Origin of the sequence: Ruegeria sp. HKCCD7303 (genome assembly GCF_013111185.1) — a bacterium.
In the GTDB taxonomy this organism is placed as follows: domain Bacteria; phylum Pseudomonadota; class Alphaproteobacteria; order Rhodobacterales; family Rhodobacteraceae; genus Ruegeria.
The window spans coordinates 543,490-559,407 of the sequence record NZ_WVRE01000001.1; the positions used below are offsets into that span (position 1 = coordinate 543,490).

Genomic DNA, 15,918 nt, shown 5'->3' on the forward strand with positions numbered 1-15,918 from the left:
TCCGTTTCACGCCCTTGCGAGCAAGCATCCCAGCACGCCGCCTACAAAGCCTTGGATACTTCAACCAACGCGTGGTGAACTGAGATCGCATAGCTGCGCGGCGCGTACACCGAAAAGGCCATCCCAGCCTCATTGCAACGCAGCAAGCATCCCACGTGGTGAATGGCGGTACGACTGAAAGCCCCGGCGAGCATCTGTTCAACATCCAGGACGGTCAGGCGTTGTAACAGATCGACTACGCCTTGACCCGATACGTCCATCCGCACAAAGGCATCCGTCTGATCAGTGACCGAGGCGACACCTGCCAATTCATCCACGAGCCGACGGGCCAAGACCAACGGGCCGGAAAGCGCTTCTTCACACAGGTATTGATCAGCACCCAACCAATGCAAGCTTCTGTTTTCGCCTTGTTCGCTGCGCCCCGGCTTTGGAGCGACAACGGAACACACGGTCTCTAGCCTGGCTTTTAGCGCTTCTTCCTGACCCAAACGGGCAGAGATTGAAGCCAGGGCGATATCATCTCGTTCCTGAAGGGTAAGCGATCCAATCACATCTTTGCGGGGCTCAATGCCGCCTAAGGCAGTCTTGGCAACAAAATCACGCACGGAGCCTGTCTCCTTCAGGGTCAACGAAATGGGCACTGACAAGGGTTGCTTTGATGTTCGAATTGTCTACCGGGCTCACAACCTGAACAACTTCACCCAGACGTTGCGATCCGCGTTCCACAAAGGCAAGACCGATACTGCTGGACAAGTGTGGAGAGTATCCTGCTGAAGTGACATAGCCCTGATCGTTCTGCCGCAAATGCGGTGCACCCTCGGCAAAGACATGCGCCCCTGCCAACACAGTGTCAGAGTTCTCAACGGGTTGAATGCCAACCAGCGCCAGACCCTCGGGATCAACCAAAGCCGCGCGCGCGCTGAGCGGCGCGCCGATACTGTCTTTTTTGGTCGAAACCATGCGCCCCATACCCAGATTATGGGCGCTGATGGTTCCGTTCAGTTCATTCCCCGTGACATGGCCTTTTTCGATCCGCAATACGCCCAAGGCTTCCATCCCGTATGGGGTTACACCCAAGGGTTTGCCAAGTTCCATCAGATGCCGGATCAATGCGTCGCCGTACCGGGTGGGAACCGCCAGCTCAAACGCCAACTCGCCGGAAAACGAGATGCGGAACAGTCGGGCGGGGACACCGCCTGCAATGGTGATTTCTGCACAACCCATAAATGGGAATGCCTCATTGCTGATGTCAAATGTGTCATCAACAACTTGCTGCAACAGCTCTCGAGATTTCGGGCCCGCCACGGCAAACTGAGCCCAGGCGTCTGTGGTCGAGATCAGCTGCACGTCCATGTCCGGGAACAGGCATTGATGCACAAATTCCATATGGCGATAAACACCAACGGCATTGGCCGTCGTCGTAGTCACCACAAAATGGTCCTCGGCCAAACGCGCGGCGGTACCGTCATCCATAACAAGACCATCTTCGCGTAACATCAGCCCATATCGGGTCTTGCCCACGGGCAGCTTGGCAAACCCGTTGCAATAGACCTTGTTCAGAAACGCCGCTGCATCGGTGCCCTGTACGTCGATTTTACCCAGCGTGGTCACGTCACAAACACCGACGCCGCTGCGCACGGCCAGAACCTCGCGGTCTACCGATTGACGCCAATGGGTTTCACCGGACTGCGGGAACCATTGTGCGCGCAGCCAGGGGCCAACTTCGACAAACACCGCGCCCTGTTCTTCAGCCCATTGGTGGCTGGGCGTCAGACGGGTGGGCCTGAATTCCTTGCCGACCGAGCGCCCGGCCCAAGCTCCCAGCGACACCGGAGAATACGGCGGGCGGAATATGGTAGTACCGGTTTCTGGAATACTCTTGCCGGTGATCTCGGCCATCACGGCCAAAGCACCCACATTAGCCGTCTTGCCCTGATCGGTCGCCATTCCAAGCGTGGTGTACCGTTTCAGGTGTTCAACGCTGCGAAACCCTTCCTGTTCGGCAAGTCTAACGTCCTTAACAGTCACGTCGTTCTGGAAATCCAGCCAGGCGCGGCCTTTGCCAGGCACATGCCATAGCGGCGTGATCCGAACCGCCTCGTCATTGCTCTTTGGCAGATCGATTGCGCTGGCTTTAAGCCCCAGCCCCTCCAGCGCCGTAAGCGCTGCGTTGCAGCCCGAAACTAACGCGCCAGCTGTGGTAAGATCACCGGCTGCTGCCCCTGCCACGTTCATGCCCTGTGGCAGATCAGCAGAAGGCACGAAAGCCGCAAGTTCCTCGGACCATTGGGGACGACCGCGCTGGTGGCATGTCAGCTGTACATTTGGGTTCCACCCGCCCGAGACGCCCAATCCACTTACTTCAATCGGCCGGGTTTTACCATCAGACAGCTGCACGGTGATCATTTTCAGGCCCAGTCGGCCCTGCGTATCCGTGACCTGTGCACCCGCCAGCAACTCGCATTCTGCAATGCGCGTGACATCGCGACGGGGATCAATCACGGCGACAACCTTAACACCGGCGCGGATCAGGTCTTGCGCAACAAAGTGGCCTTCGTCGTTATTTGTGAAGATTGCAACGCGCTGACCCGGCGTCACTGCCCAGCGGTTTGCGTATTCACGCATCGCGCCTGCCAGCATAATGCCCGGACGATCGTTATTCGCAAACGCGATGGGCCGCTCGGTCGCACCGGCGCACAGCAACGACCTTTTTGAGTAGATCCGCCACAGGATCTGACGCGGCTTGCCCACCTCGGGCGTAGCAAGGTGATCCGACACGCGCTCGAGCGCGCCAAAGATGCCATGGTCATACACACCAAACACGGTGGTACGCGTCAGCAGGCGGACATTGTCCATCGACGCCAGCTCGCCCAGAACCTGCGCGACCCAATCGGAATTCGAAACATCCTCGAACCTGTCGCTATCGGCTAGCAAGCGACCGCCCATCTGACTGTCTTCATCAGCCAGAATGACCCTTGCTCCAGCACGAGCCGCCGTCAAAGCGGCGATCAAGCCCGAAGGTCCCGCCCCGATCACCAGCACGTCACAATGCAGATACCCTTTATCGTAAATATCCGGGTCATCCTTTTGCGACAGGCTGCCCAGACCAGCGGCCCGGCGGATCATCGGTTCGTAGAGCTTTTCCCAGAACGCTTTGGGCCACATGAACGTTTTGTAGTAGAACCCCGCCGTCAGAAAAGGAGACAACCGGTCATTGATAGAGAGTACGTCAAACGCCAAAGAGGGCCAACGGTTTTGCGAGCGCGCCTCAAGCCCGTCAAACAACTCAACGGTCGTTGCCCGCGTATTGGGTTCCTGTCGGTCGCCCGTGCGCAATTCGACCAGCGCGTTGGGTTCTTCAGAACCCGACGCCAGAACACCCCGCGGTCGGTGATATTTGAAAGATCGGCCAACCAACCGCACATCATTGGCCAAAAGGGCCGAGGCAAGCGTGTCGCCCTGATACCCTTCGTATGACTTCCCATCGAAGGTAAAACACAGCTTTTTCGAGCGGTCGACCAAGCCCCCTTGCAAGCGATTTTTCTGAGTCATTTCCCGCGCCCCATCTTGCGGGCAACATCCCGCGCCAGTTCCGTTGCCAGAATTTCATGCGTCATTGTATTGCGGGTAACCACCAGCCAGGACCGGTCCCCCTGCTCATGAAACCAAAGCTCGCGATGCGTCCCCGCAGGGTTGTCTCGCAAGTAGACATAGTCGTGAAATTCGTCTTGCGCCGTTTCTGACTGCCAATCTGGCCGTTCGATCAACGCGGCATCGCCCAGATAGGTGAACTCGGATGCATCACGCGGGCCAAGCAGTGGGTGATTAATGATCATGTCCTGGCTTCCTCAGTGCAGATTCGGTTGCGCGCCCGCGCCTCTTTCGTCGATCATTCGACCCGTTCTGAAGCGGTCGAGACGATACGCGGTGGCGACTTCATGCGGGCGATCTGTGGCCATCAAATGCGCAAAGCAAAAGCCCGAGGCCGGCGTTGCCTTGAAGCCGCCATAGCACCAACCGCCGTTGAAATAGAGACCGTCTACACCGGTGTGGTCAATAAACGGCGACCCGTCCATCGACATGTCCATCACTCCGCCCCACATGCGCAGCAGGCGTGTTCGGCCGATCATCGGCATAAGGGACATACCCCCTTCAACGACATCTTCGACCACCGGCAGGTTGCCGCGTTGTGCATAGGTGTTGTAGCCATCGATATCGCCACCAAACACCAACCCCCCTTTGTCAGACTGGCTGATATAGAAATGCCCGGCCCCATAGGTGATCACACCGTCCAAAACTGGTTTCAGCCCCTCGGACACAAAGGCCTGCAGCACATGGCTTTCGATCGGCAGACGCAGTCCCGCATGGGCCATCACCCGGCCGGACGAACCCGCAACTGCAACGCCCACTTTCTTGGCGCCGATGTAACCCCGCGTGGTTTCAACACCCAGAACCTTGCCGTTCTCGATGCGAAATCCAGTGACCTCGCAGTTCTGAATAATATCGACACCGCGTTGGTCCGCTGCACGGGCATAGCCCCAGGCCACTCCGTCATGCCGCGCTGTACCACCGCGGCGGTGCAGCAGTCCGCCGAGGATCGGGAAACGTGCATCATCAAAATTCAGGAACGGATACATCGCACGCACACCGTCGGTGTCCAGCAATTCGGCCCCCGAGTCGGTGAACATCATCGCATTGCCCCGACGGCGATACGCATCGCGCTGTGAATCCGTGTGGCACAGGTTCAGAATGCCACGCTGACTGACCATCGCGTTGTAGTTAAGGTCCTGCTCAAGGTTCTCCCAGAGTTTCAGCGACAACTCATAGAACGGCTGATTGCCGTCCAGCAAGTAATTGGCTCGAATGATCGTGGTATTCCGGCCCACATTGCCACCACCGATCCAGCCCTTCTCCAACACTGCAACGCGGGCTGCATTATGTTCCTTCGCCAAATAGTAAGCCGTTGCCAGACCGTGACCGCCGCCACCGATGACGATAAAATCATAGTCCGATTGCGGCTCGGGATCCCGCCACGCGGGGCCCCAGCCCCTGTGTCCGTTCAGAACCTGTCGCAAAATAGCGAGCGCCGAATACCGCATGTGGAAGTGTTCCTAACTTTCTGTGCACCAACGCATCGTGACGCACTCCAATCGCCTCTGTCAGTGCATATTCCGTCATGCACTTTAACAACAGCGACAAATTTAGGATGTTCAGGGAACGTTCGCCGCAGAAATTAAAACGCAAGTCCTTCTTTTCGCCAAATAGTTCATTAGCTCAAAGAAAGAAGCAGAAGAGCTGGTGTCTTAGCACCACCTGACGCCCGGAAAGCCCTGCGCTTCACGCCCCGGACTTTTGCACATTCGCCGCAAAGCAATATCCGATACCGTGAACCGTCTTGATATATGTGGGGTCGGTCGGGTCGGGCTCGATCTTCTTGCGAAGACGCAAAACATGAACGTCTATTGTTCGGTCGCCTACGACAGTGTCCCGGCCCCGCGCCTTGTCCAGCAACTGATCACGGGAAAACACAATATGCGGGCTTAGGACAAACGCCTGCAAAACATCAAATTCCGTTGTGGTCAAAGGCGTTTGCTGACCACTGTCTTTGGATGTCAACGTCCGTTCATAAGGGTTCAGAACCCAGTCGCCGAACATGATCAGTGGAGACCCAGACCCATTTGCAGAGCTCACGTCCTCGTCCCCGCGGCTTCGACGCAACACAGTCCGGATGCGTGCCAGCACTTCACGCGCTTCGAAGGGCTTGGTGATATAATCGTCAGCACCAAATTCCAATCCTACAACGCGGTCAAAAATGTCGTCGCGGCCCGACAAAACGATGATCGGAATATTCGATTCGACCCGTAACTGGCGGGTAATGTCAAAACCACTGCGTCCCGGCAGGCCAATGTCCAACAGGATCAAATCCACGCCACCTTGCGCCAGGATCGCATCCATCGCATCGCCGTCCGCCGCACAGGTGGCCTGACAACCCTGCTTCTCCAGATACCTCTGCAAGAACGAGGTGATCTGGGGATCATCATCAACTACAAGAATATGTTCTTTGACCATAATGGCTTTCTAGCGTTTTTTACAGGCTGGCGCTGATCCGTTGTACCGGCGGCCACCTGGGTCGTGCAAGCCGCGAACGGTAACAGAATTCCTCGCAACAAACGGCATCAGAACCGCAAAAAATGCAGCCCCTGCCCCTCGGGCATGGCTTCGATCTCTGCCGGAATTATGGCTAAACCGTCGGCTTGCGCCAACAGTGCGACGCGCCCGCTGTAGGATGGGGCCATTAACCGAAGGCGGGGCGCACCTTCTACGGACACGCCTTCGATCTGGACCGGGCGATACTCCTGACGACCCGCGCGGCGCTGAAGCGGCTCGGCCAGAACCGCCTGCTCTGGCATTTGAGGCGTGCGATGCAGCCCGGCCCGCCGCGCCATCATCTGCGATCCAATGATCTGCCAGGTCACATAGGCAGACACCGGGTTACCCGGCAGCCCGATATATAAAGCACCCTCTCGCCGTCCGAACATGATCGGTTTTCCGGGTTTCATCGCAACCTTCATCACATCAGTCTGGCCGCCTATTTCCGCGAATAGGCGTGGCATATGATCTTCATCCCCGACAGATACACCACCCGTGGTAATAATCAGATCAGAGGTTTCACAGGCTTCACGCAAGACCTGTTCCAGCAAGACCGGGTTGTCTTCAACCGGGCCCTTGTCGGTCAGCTCGATCCACGGCTTGTCCAACAATGCCAACAGCATATAGCGGTTCGAATTGTAAATCTGGCCGGGGCCCAATTCTTCGCCCGGCTGCTTCAACTCGCTTCCTGTCGAGAAGATTGTAACTTTCAGTTTGCGGACCACTTTCACCGCTCCGTACCCGGCCGAGGCCAAAGCGGCTGCTTCACGCGCCGTGATCTCGCATCCCCGGCGCAAGATCGGGGCACCTGCTTTCAGGTCCTCGCCCACGCGGCGGATATGCTGCCCTGGTTTCGGGCGGCGGGTGAACCGGATGCCGGTTTCGGTCGTCTCGCAGTCCTCCTGCATCAGCACCGCGTCGAAATCATCAGGAACCGGAGCACCAGTGAAGATGCGCAGTGCACTGCCTGCCGGGGCCGAATGCGCGCCGCTGTCGCCAGCTGCAATACGTCCAGCGACGGGCAAATCGAACAGTGGGCCATCGCTCAGATCCTGAGTCCGAACCGCATAGCCGTCCATCGCCGAATTATCAAAGGCTGGCATGTCGACCTTGCTGACACAGTCCTCTGCCAGAACCCGTCCAATCGCTTGAATCAACGGCAATGTTTCCGTGTCGGTCAACGGATCAGAAACGGCCAAACCGCGGTTCTGTGCCTGATCGACAGATAGGTACATGTGAGCGTGGCGGTCACAGGCGCATCCATCAGCCATTTTTGTTCTCCAATTGTTCGAACAGCGCTTCAAATCCAGCCTGCTCAGCCTCGCCGAGTTTGGGCAGATAGGCGCGCGCTTCTTCCAGGTTCGAGTTGGGATCGCCGACAACCAGCAGCATGACCATGCCATGGCGGCCATGCACGCGGCAGCGGATGCCATACACACCCTCTTTCTCGAAGGTCAAGTCCATCTCGGGCTTGCCTCTGATCTCGAAACTACGGGCTCTGACGGGGATCATTCGGATAATCGACGTTACCGTGTGACGCCCAGTAGACCCTTTGAAACGCACGGTTGCCCCAGCGGGGACACGCAACAGGTTCGGTTCAAACCGAAAGGTATGCGCCGGGGTATCGGCGTTCAAATCGATGATCTGATGCACAACGGCAACCTCGGGAACATCCGAGGCCTTCGCGACAGGAGCAAATGCCAATACCCCTGCCAAAATCGCTGCACATGGTTTCAGCGAAAATACCATCTGTCCCTCCGGGTTCAGGCCGCCCGTGAAGGTTCCCCCAACAAATCGGCCAGCGCGCTTATCATTACCGGCCATTCGGCGCGGTGGTCTTCGTCGCGCAACTCGGTCAGCAATTGGCGACCAATGGACATCACTGCAGGGGCGTCGTCTTTGACATAGGTCAGGATTCGTTGCTCGGGGTTGGCCAGAAGGAACGGCACAATAGCAGCGCCTGCCTGATCCGGAGCAGTTACCGACAAAAGACGCATCGCTGCTTGCCGCACCGGGGCCGAAATGTCATCCAGCAGGCTACGCGCCACGTCGGGGGTGCCATCCCATTGGGTCAGGACGTGCATGGCATCGATGCGAAAGGCGGTGTCTCCGGTTTTTACCATCGCTCGCAACTTACCTCTCAGCGCGTCTTGCGGTGGCAGATCGGCCTTTTGCAGCAATTTCAATGCTTGCGGCGAAAGTGTTGAATCTGTGTGCGAAAGCCCCTGAGTGATCAGATCGATCAGTTGCGCTTCGCCCAGCTCTAGCCCGTTGCGCACAATTGAAACGCCAAGCGCTGCAAAGGCTTGTTGTGCTATATCGCTTTCGGGGTCCTTGGCGATCTGAGCAAGCATGATCTGCATCCCGCGAATTTCGCCCAACAGGCGGATGGCGGACATGCGGGTCTCTCTGTCCAGCGCTTCGGCGTCGTCGTCCAGCGCGACGCGACGGCGCTTGGGATGACGGGTTGCCTTGGCCAACAGCGCCTGCTCGCGCGGTGTCAGGGGTTGAACCGTGTCTTCCTCGGCCTCTTGTGTCATCTCAGCGGCGATAGCGTCATGGCCGAGGATTGCACCGAGGCTTGATGTTGGACCATTCTCGCCCCCTTCTGAGACGTCCAGCCCAGCATCTTCCAGCGCGGCGATATCGTTCTGCGGGGCGTCTTCCTCGGTCTCCTCTTTTTCCGAGGCCACTGGCATCGGGGCCAACGCAAAGGACAGCAGCAACTCTCGGCCCTGTTGTTGGTTCACATGCGGGCGATCCACATCAGTAACAATCAAGGCAAGTGACGCCACAGCCTTGAGCCGAACGGACCGGAAGGGTGAGCGACATGCACGCTGCAACCATTCAGCCGCTTCGCGCAGGGGAGAAGTTGCAAGAGCATCTACGATAGCCCATTGCAGGCGCTCAGCCTTGAGGTCATCGCTTTCAACAGAAAAAAGCGCATTCAGGCGATCCGCCACCAAAGTCGGCGCCAAAGCTGACAACAGGCCCAACGCCTGCGCCGATACCTCGGGCTGTTGACCGGTGGCAAGGAAGTCCAGCACTTGCCAGCGCAAGTCTTCCTGATCCGCGATAGGCTGGCTACGATCCAGTCGATCGATCAGCGCCATTTGAACCTTGGCGCCGGGGTCACGCATCATACGGTCCAGCAGTTCGGGTTCTGAAAAACCGGACTGATTGAGCGCGGCAATCCGAATTTCTTCCACTGAGTCCGTCAATGCTTGCTCGACCAAAACCGGATCGTTGGGCATCAGTGCCTCATGGGCAATCAAACGAACAGCTCCATCCTTATCATTCAAAGCCTTGCGCAGAAGACCTTCGGCTTCGGCACCACCAATCGTTGCCAGGGTACGTAGGGCGCGGTGGCGCAGGCGGCGGTTTGAAGACTGTGTGAAAACGCCCAGAGTTGGCACGGCTGGTACGCCAATCCGTCCCAAAGCCTCGCAGGCAACATCGCCCAACTCCTGCCCGTCTTCGTCCATCAAAGCAATGACAATGGGCTCAATCGCAGTCGCATCCGCCATCTGCCCCAGCGCCCTGATCGCAGCGATCTGGGTGTCGAGCCAGTCATCCCATTCGTCCTGGTGCAACTCGTCTTCATCCCATGTAATCTCATCCCCGCGTCCGGTGACGAGGGTGCGCAGGTAAGGCGCGGCATCTTCGGCCTTAAGCTCGGCCAGGGCCGTCACGCAGGCCAGTTTGACCTCGCCACAGGGATCGTGAATCAGATTCTCAAGTAGCTGCGGGGCTGCTTCTTTCACACCCAATGCCCCCAGAGCTTGGGCGGCATCCTGCCGGACGTCCTCATCGTCGTCCAGCAGCGCTTCGATCAGGGCCGGGCTGTTGCTGGCGCCTATGGTGGTCAGGGCCTGAATCGCTCGCAGACGAATGACGTCATATTCGGATTTTGCATATTCGGAAAACAGGCCGGCGGCCTCATCTCGCAGGGCGGTATTGGTCTGAATGTTCATATCAAGCTGCCATGTTTGTGTTGGGAGGGTTGGGAAGTGGAAGGCAGGTTTCCCAACCGATACCTGCCTTCCAGGTGGTCCCTTCTGCAGTGGGACCGAACCAGAGGGGCGGCATGGCGTCCGCCCCCCGGCATGCTTTCATCAGGCGATATCGCGCGGCGCAAAGGACATCGTGCGGAACGAGGTCTTGTAGGGGCTCGGCCCCAGTTTGCGCAGCTTGGCAACGCCCATCTTGTAATTGTAGTTGCCGCTGATCCAGTCGACGATCCGGCCCTCAAGCGCGTTCGCAGGCTGCTGCATGTGCAGGAAGTCCATGTAGACCACGCTTTTCTTGATGGCGGGCGTGACCATGGCCACGGCGGTGATCGCCGCTTTGGTCAACTCGATATGCCCGTTCTCCATTAGTTTCGAGAACTGAAAGTCATCGCCCTCCACACCCAGCAGCGTGTGTTTGTTGCCCGGAACGCGTTCCGAATACACCATCACATAGTCGCCGCTTTCGATGCCGCGTTCAGCCGCATCGTCGGGATGGATTTCGACCCAGTTTTCCGGCCAGCGCTGCACGATATACGGGCGGCGACGGTCGTCGAAGCCGGACTGCCAGCGTTCGTTAATACGACCCGAAGTGGCCCAAAGCTCGCCTTCGTCCTTGTTGGGTTTCAGCCATTCCCAATAATCCGAGAACAGGCCCCACGGCGATTTCTGAATGTTGCACTTGCCGGTTTGGCTGTTGAAATGCGTCAGCTTCTTGTTGAACACATCCGCGCCGGCTGCACCGGTATCGGGCAGCGTGCGGGTTGTGTCGTGCAGACGCTTGGTTTCAATCAGCGTTACGCCATCGGCATCCAGCATGACCGGGCATTGCACACCATCAGTGCCAAACTCACGGACCTTCTGGTGCAGGCCTTTGCCCTCTTTCTTGGCCAAACGATAGACAGCGTGGAAGTCCTTGCGCGACCCGCGGGTAAAGCGCACGGCTTCTTCGGCGACTTCGTTCGAGCTCTGCCAGTCGAACCCGTCAAAACCCATCCGCTGTGCCAGTTGCGCGATGATCCACCAGTCGGGTTTTGCCGCACCGGGAGCATCATAGAACTTCTGATAGAGACGCAGACGGCGTTCACCATTGGCGCGCAAGAAGTCCTCTTCACCCCAGGTCGCTGCGGGGAACACGATGTCGGCGTAGCGGTTGCCGATCGGGTCCTGCAGATAGATGTCCTGGTTGATCACCACCATGCCACCGCTGTCGGCGCGGGCCTTCAACGTGTCGATCATCTCTTGCTTGTCGAAAGAGGCGATCTGGTGCGGGTTGCGAACGGTTAGTTCCTCGAACTTGTCGGCCAGCTGTTGGCTGCCGCACATGGCCTGGATCCATGTGGTGCCGATCACGTGGGCCATACGGGTATGACCTGCGATCAGGTACCGGTCGGTATCCATGGCGCGGCGACGGCGACCCGGCAGCTTCTCGGGCGATTTGTTGCGCGGATATTTCCCGCCCTTCACGCCGCCACGCTGGTGTCCACCGGCCCGGCCAATGACCTGACCCGGACGACCACCACAGCCACAGATGATGCCTAGCGCGGAAATCGCCTGTGTGTTGCCGGTGTTGTTGGACCAGTAGAACCCTTTCTCGATCATGACCGAGGTTTTGGGCCGCGTGCCATCCGCCTTGGGTTTGGCAAGCCATTCGGCGGCAGTATAGATTTTCTGCACATCGATTTCGGCCATGGCGGCTGCGTTCTCGGGCGAGAACTCGTCTTGCGACAGCAGCCACTCTTTCCAGTCTTCAAAGCCTTTGGTCTGGAACTTGCCCCAGGTCGTGCGCCACTGCCATGGCGTGTTCCGGGTGCCCTGACCAAAGCCGGAGGAGCTTTCCCATTTGTTGTTGACCCATTTCTTGATCCAGTCGCTGTCTTCCCAGCCATTTTCCACGATGACGCGGGCGATGGCGTTGACGACCAGCAAGTCTGTACCGGGCAGAACATCGATATGCAGACCACCCATCTTGACTGCATGGGCCACACCGGCCGAGCTACGCGGGATCAGATAGATCTCTTTCTGGCCGTTCTGCATCCCCTTCATCATCCACTGGGTATAGAGGATAGTCTTGGTCTCATATGGATCAGTGCCGCAGACCAGCAGGGTTTCCGCGTCACGCCAGTCCTCATAGGAGGGGCCAAAGTTGTCAAAGCCCGCATCCCTGAAACCGGGGGTCGAGGTCACATCGGACGGCGTGTCGTGGAAAGTGAAGTTGGCGGTGTTGATATGGCGCAGCGCGTATTTCGAGATCGCATAGGTGTTCTCGATATACTGATAGCTGAAGGTTTTCACGCCATAAGCGTTGGTGCCGTGCTTGGCGATGACGTGGTTGCCCACCTCGGCCGCCACATCCAGCGCCAGATCCCACGGAACTGGCATCAATGTGCCGTAGATCCGCATCAGCGGTGTCTTCAGACGGTCGCGTGTCGGTGTCTGCGGGTTATAGCATTTCTGCGCGATACACCCGCCCCGCAAGGAACTGTCGCCGTCAGTGTTGACGTATTGCGTGTCCTTGTCAGGAATGATCACCACATGGTGCGGCTGGCCTTTGTGCAGCACGATATTGTGCTGGTTCGGCGCGACCCAGGCACCCAGAGGTGCAACAGGGAAATCCTCGCCAAACGCGTTTTCGTCCGCAGTTGGGCCACCGGGTTTGGCCGTCACGGGCCAGCGGTAGACTTTGTAACCACAGGCCACGATGCAGTAATCACAGGCGGTCGAGATGACCTCGGCGCCTTTGGGCGGCAGCGGGACGTTTGTTTCGGGTACGTAATACGGGGTTGCCATGATACCGTCTCCCCTTATGCAATCAGGTTGTCGTAACGGCCATAGATCAGGCCGAACATGCCAACGGCGTAGATGTCATCACCGTCCAGTTCCAAAAGAACCTGCGGTAAAGACTGGTAGGCTTGCCCCGAAACGAGGATGCCGTGCCGTGTCACGTCATAGGTGGACAGGTGCAGCGGGCACGGGCCCAGCACCTTATGTTCGGGCTTGTAGCTGTCATACATCGACCCGCCCTGGTGGGTGCAGGTGAGGTTGAAGGCCACAACGTCCTTTTGCGGACCGATGCCACCGCCGCTTTCCACGCCGGTCTTGACCAGGATCGAGTCCGAATAATCGCCCTCATCCGGGTAGTAAAACTCGACCGGCTCATCCTGTTTCAGTTCGGACAGTTTGCCGATCAGCTTGCGCGGATAGGTGGATACAAGGGCGGGAACCTGTTCGGCCTGGCCGTGACGGGTGGGCATGGCCACCATCACGGCAAAGGTCGTGGCACCCGAGGCGAACAGGAACTGGCGGCGGTTCACGGTGCAGGCCTTCTTGGCCTCACCCGTACAACTGCATCCGGTTGCGTTATGATCTTTCATGACGCTTACTCCTCTGCTGCAACCGCAGGAAGCGGCTGATAATCCGGCAGATCGGGTTCTTCGACCAAGATCTCGTCACCGGACAGGGATTTCAGGAAGGCCACCAGATCCGCCTTTTCCTGCTCATTCAGGCCAAGGGGTTGGATCAGCTGGGTTTTGTTGGCTGAGAACTCATTCTCGCCGCCGCCCTGGTTGTAGAATTCGACCACATCCTCAAGCGTCTCCAACATGCCATTGTGCATGTAGGGTTCGGTATAGAGTGTGTAGCGCAGGGACGGCGTGCGGAACTTGCCTTTGTCGGCCTTTTCCTTGGTGCGGAAATAGAACCCGGGATCGTCCTTGGTGTGGCGATACATCTCTTCGGTCGAACCTTTGGCATAAAGCTCATACCGGAAGGTGACTTGGGCCAAACCATCATCCTGCCAACCATCATAGGCGGGCACGCCGGTGTTGTAGTATTTCTCATCCGACAGCAGCGCACCGTTATGGCATTCGGAACATTGTGCCTTGCCGGTAAACAGCTCCAGCCCGCGTTTCTGTTCGTCGGTCAACGCCGCATCATCCCCGCGCAGATAGTTGTCGAAGGGGGTATCGGTCTGAACAATGGTCCGTTCAAACGCGGCAATCGCGCGCCATGCGTTGCTGATGCGCGGCCATTGATCACCGAAGACATCGTTAAAGCGTTCGACATATTCGGGAACAAAGGCCAGACGCGCCTCCATCATGTCGGCCTCGCCGTTGCCTGCTACCGCACCGCCTGCGGCGGATTTGGCCTGGCTTTCAAGGCTTTTGCTTGAGCCCGCCCAGAACAGTTTGCCGTAATAGGCCGAGTTCACGATGGTCTGGCTGTTGCGCCAGTGGGTCGTGCCCGGATAGCCGAACGAGATCGGGGCTTCGACATCCCAGCCCACATCCGGCAGATGGCAGGACGAACACGGGGTCGATGGGTTACTGCCCAGACGGGGATCGAAAAACAGCATCTTGCCCAGTTCGATCTTGGCCTCGGTCTGGGGGTTGTCCAACGGGATTGGGGGCTCACCCAATGCCACAAGCGGCGCATCAGGGTCGGGGTCTGCCCCACCGATGCCGGCCTCAATCTCCATGCTGGTTTCCGCGATAGTCTGCGAACCAAGGACCGCAAACAGGGCAGCGGTGGCGATTGTGCCTGAAAGGTAAGACTTAAGGTCTTTCATGGGTCCACTCCTCAGTTTGTTGCGTCTTGCCAGTTTTCGATCGGCGCATAGCCCGTATCGATCTCTTCGGCGACGAAGTCGGGGCCGTTCAGCGGATCGCCGGACAGCGCCTTGAGGAAGGCCACCAGCTGTGCTTGCTCGGTCTCGTTCAGGTTCAGCGGTTTGATGCGCGGATCCTTGTTTTCGTCGTCACCACCACCTGCGTTGTAGAAGGCCACCACATCTTCAAGCGTCGCGATCGAGCCGTTATGCATATACGGAGCTGTATAGGTCAGCTCGCGGAGCGTGGGTGTCATGAAGGTGCCGAACGTGTCGGCGGTGTGGGTACGGATATACGCACCAGGATCGGCGCGCAGGTTCATGTAGTTCTCGACGCCGAGGAACTTCATCATGGTCACGAAAGTGATGTGACGTTCCGGAGTTGCCCAGATATCGGGATTGTCGCCAACGCCGATATTGTGCGGCAGGTCATCGGTGAAGCGCTCGCCCGAGTGGCACGAATTACAGCCGCTCGCGTTGAACAACTCGTACCCCGCTTTGGCCTCATCCGACATCTCACCGGTGTCGAAGGGTGCCCCGCGCGAGATCAGCGTTTTTAAATATTCCGGAATCGCATTGCGGACACCGCCGTTCGAAGGCTCGCCAAAGCCGGCGGCTTCGAACATCTCGACATAGACGGGGTCCTGCTTGATGCGTTCTTGCATCAGACGCATGTCCATATTCATCGAGTATGTCTCAGTGATGCTTTCGCGGGTCACGTCGTTGAGGTTGGTGCCTATGCGCCCGTCATGGAACCACGCTGCCCGCTTGGCGCTGTTGATCAGCGTGGGAACATTGCGGAAATGCAAGCTGCCGGAATAGGCATCCGACAGGGCCTGCCCGTCGGTAAACCCGTTTTCCGGCTGGTGGCAGCTGGCGCAAGACAGCTCGGTGTCGCCGGACAGGCGCGGATCAAAAAACAAACGTTTGCCAAGGGCCGCCTTGGCGGGGTCGAACTCTATGGCTTCTACCGGTCCCGGCTCATCCGCCTGGGCCTGGTGAACCGGGAACGCGACGCTCATCGTCAGCAGCGAAGCTGTCGAAAGCGCCGAGAACCATGTTCTGGCTTTGGTCATCATCTAAAAGCCCCTTTATCGCTAATCCGATCTCTCCGGGTGATTGGGGATCGGTATGGCGAACACTAAGGGTCAGTTG

General features: G+C 58.1%; 12 protein-coding genes. All 12 read right to left on the minus strand.

What is annotated here, in order from left to right:
- Positions 1 to 41 precede the first annotated feature (41 nt).
- Positions 42 to 605, minus strand: a complete 564-nt coding sequence (locus GS630_RS02265; protein WP_171177093.1) for a sarcosine oxidase subunit gamma — start codon at positions 603 to 605, stop codon at positions 42 to 44.
- Positions 598 to 3,552, minus strand: a complete 2,955-nt coding sequence (locus GS630_RS02270; RefSeq protein WP_171621069.1) for a sarcosine oxidase subunit alpha family protein — start codon at positions 3,550 to 3,552, stop codon at positions 598 to 600. The genes GS630_RS02265 and GS630_RS02270 overlap by 8 nt, the downstream gene beginning before the upstream one ends.
- Positions 3,549 to 3,836: a sarcosine oxidase subunit delta gene (locus GS630_RS02275; protein ID WP_171177097.1), complete on the minus strand. Its 288-nt coding sequence runs from the start codon at positions 3,834 to 3,836 to the stop codon at positions 3,549 to 3,551. Before GS630_RS02275 ends, GS630_RS02270 begins: the two co-directional genes overlap by 4 nt.
- A gap of 12 nt (positions 3,837 to 3,848) precedes the next feature.
- On the minus strand, positions 3,849 to 5,099 hold the full coding sequence (locus tag GS630_RS02280) for a sarcosine oxidase subunit beta family protein (RefSeq protein WP_171177099.1): 1,251 nt from the start codon (positions 5,097 to 5,099) through the stop codon (positions 3,849 to 3,851).
- 238 nt (positions 5,100 to 5,337) lie between these two features.
- Entirely contained in the window at positions 5,338 to 6,069 is a 732-nt protein-coding gene (locus GS630_RS02285; protein WP_171621070.1) for a response regulator, read from the minus strand.
- Between the two features lie 107 nt (positions 6,070 to 6,176).
- Positions 6,177 to 7,421 carry a gephyrin-like molybdotransferase Glp gene (gene glp, locus GS630_RS02290; RefSeq protein ID WP_171177103.1) on the minus strand — a complete coding sequence of 415 codons (1,245 nt, stop codon included), beginning with the start codon at positions 7,419 to 7,421 and terminating at the stop codon, positions 6,177 to 6,179.
- Complete coding sequence (locus GS630_RS02295) at positions 7,414 to 7,899, minus strand: hypothetical protein (protein WP_171238294.1); 486 nt, start codon at positions 7,897 to 7,899, stop codon at positions 7,414 to 7,416. Before GS630_RS02295 ends, glp begins: the two co-directional genes overlap by 8 nt.
- A gap of 14 nt (positions 7,900 to 7,913) precedes the next feature.
- The gene (locus tag GS630_RS02300; RefSeq protein ID WP_171621071.1) at positions 7,914 to 10,124 is read right to left on the minus strand and encodes a HEAT repeat domain-containing protein; all 2,211 of its coding nucleotides are present in this window, start codon (positions 10,122 to 10,124) and stop codon (positions 7,914 to 7,916) included.
- A 141-nt stretch (positions 10,125 to 10,265) separates the two neighbouring features.
- A complete protein-coding gene (locus GS630_RS02305) occupies positions 10,266 to 12,947 on the minus strand; it encodes an arsenate reductase (azurin) large subunit (protein WP_171621072.1) in 2,682 nt (893 codons plus the stop codon).
- Positions 12,948 to 12,961: 14 nt separating this feature from the next.
- The gene (locus GS630_RS02310; protein WP_171621073.1) at positions 12,962 to 13,531 is read right to left on the minus strand and encodes an arsenate reductase (azurin) small subunit; all 570 of its coding nucleotides are present in this window, start codon (positions 13,529 to 13,531) and stop codon (positions 12,962 to 12,964) included.
- A gap of 5 nt (positions 13,532 to 13,536) precedes the next feature.
- Entirely contained in the window at positions 13,537 to 14,724 is a 1,188-nt protein-coding gene (locus tag GS630_RS02315; RefSeq protein WP_171621074.1) for a cytochrome-c peroxidase, read from the minus strand.
- Between the two features lie 11 nt (positions 14,725 to 14,735).
- A complete protein-coding gene (locus GS630_RS02320; protein ID WP_253285927.1) occupies positions 14,736 to 15,842 on the minus strand; it encodes a cytochrome-c peroxidase in 1,107 nt (368 codons plus the stop codon).
- Positions 15,843 to 15,918 lie beyond the last annotated feature (76 nt).

Bases quoted from the DNA above. Each gene is read 5' to 3' on its own strand.
- GS630_RS02270 (WP_171621069.1), bottom strand. From the start codon at position 3,552: ATGACTCAGAAAAATCGCTTGCAAGGGGGCTTGGTCGACCGCTCGAAA.
- GS630_RS02275 (WP_171177097.1), bottom strand. From the start codon at position 3,836: ATGATCATTAATCACCCACTGCTTGGCCCGCGTGATGCATCCGAGTTC.
- GS630_RS02280 (WP_171177099.1), bottom strand. From the start codon at position 5,099: ATGCGGTATTCGGCGCTCGCTATTTTGCGACAGGTTCTGAACGGACAC.
- GS630_RS02285 (WP_171621070.1), bottom strand. From the start codon at position 6,069: ATGGTCAAAGAACATATTCTTGTAGTTGATGATGATCCCCAGATCACC.
- glp (WP_171177103.1), bottom strand. From the start codon at position 7,421: ATGGCTGATGGATGCGCCTGTGACCGCCACGCTCACATGTACCTATCT.
- GS630_RS02295 (WP_171238294.1), bottom strand. From the start codon at position 7,899: ATGGTATTTTCGCTGAAACCATGTGCAGCGATTTTGGCAGGGGTATTG.
- GS630_RS02300 (WP_171621071.1), bottom strand. From the start codon at position 10,124: ATGAACATTCAGACCAATACCGCCCTGCGAGATGAGGCCGCCGGCCTG.
- GS630_RS02305 (WP_171621072.1), bottom strand. From the start codon at position 12,947: ATGGCAACCCCGTATTACGTACCCGAAACAAACGTCCCGCTGCCGCCC.
- GS630_RS02310 (WP_171621073.1), bottom strand. From the start codon at position 13,531: ATGAAAGATCATAACGCAACCGGATGCAGTTGTACGGGTGAGGCCAAG.
- GS630_RS02315 (WP_171621074.1), bottom strand. From the start codon at position 14,724: ATGAAAGACCTTAAGTCTTACCTTTCAGGCACAATCGCCACCGCTGCC.
- GS630_RS02320 (WP_253285927.1), bottom strand. From the start codon at position 15,842: ATGATGACCAAAGCCAGAACATGGTTCTCGGCGCTTTCGACAGCTTCG.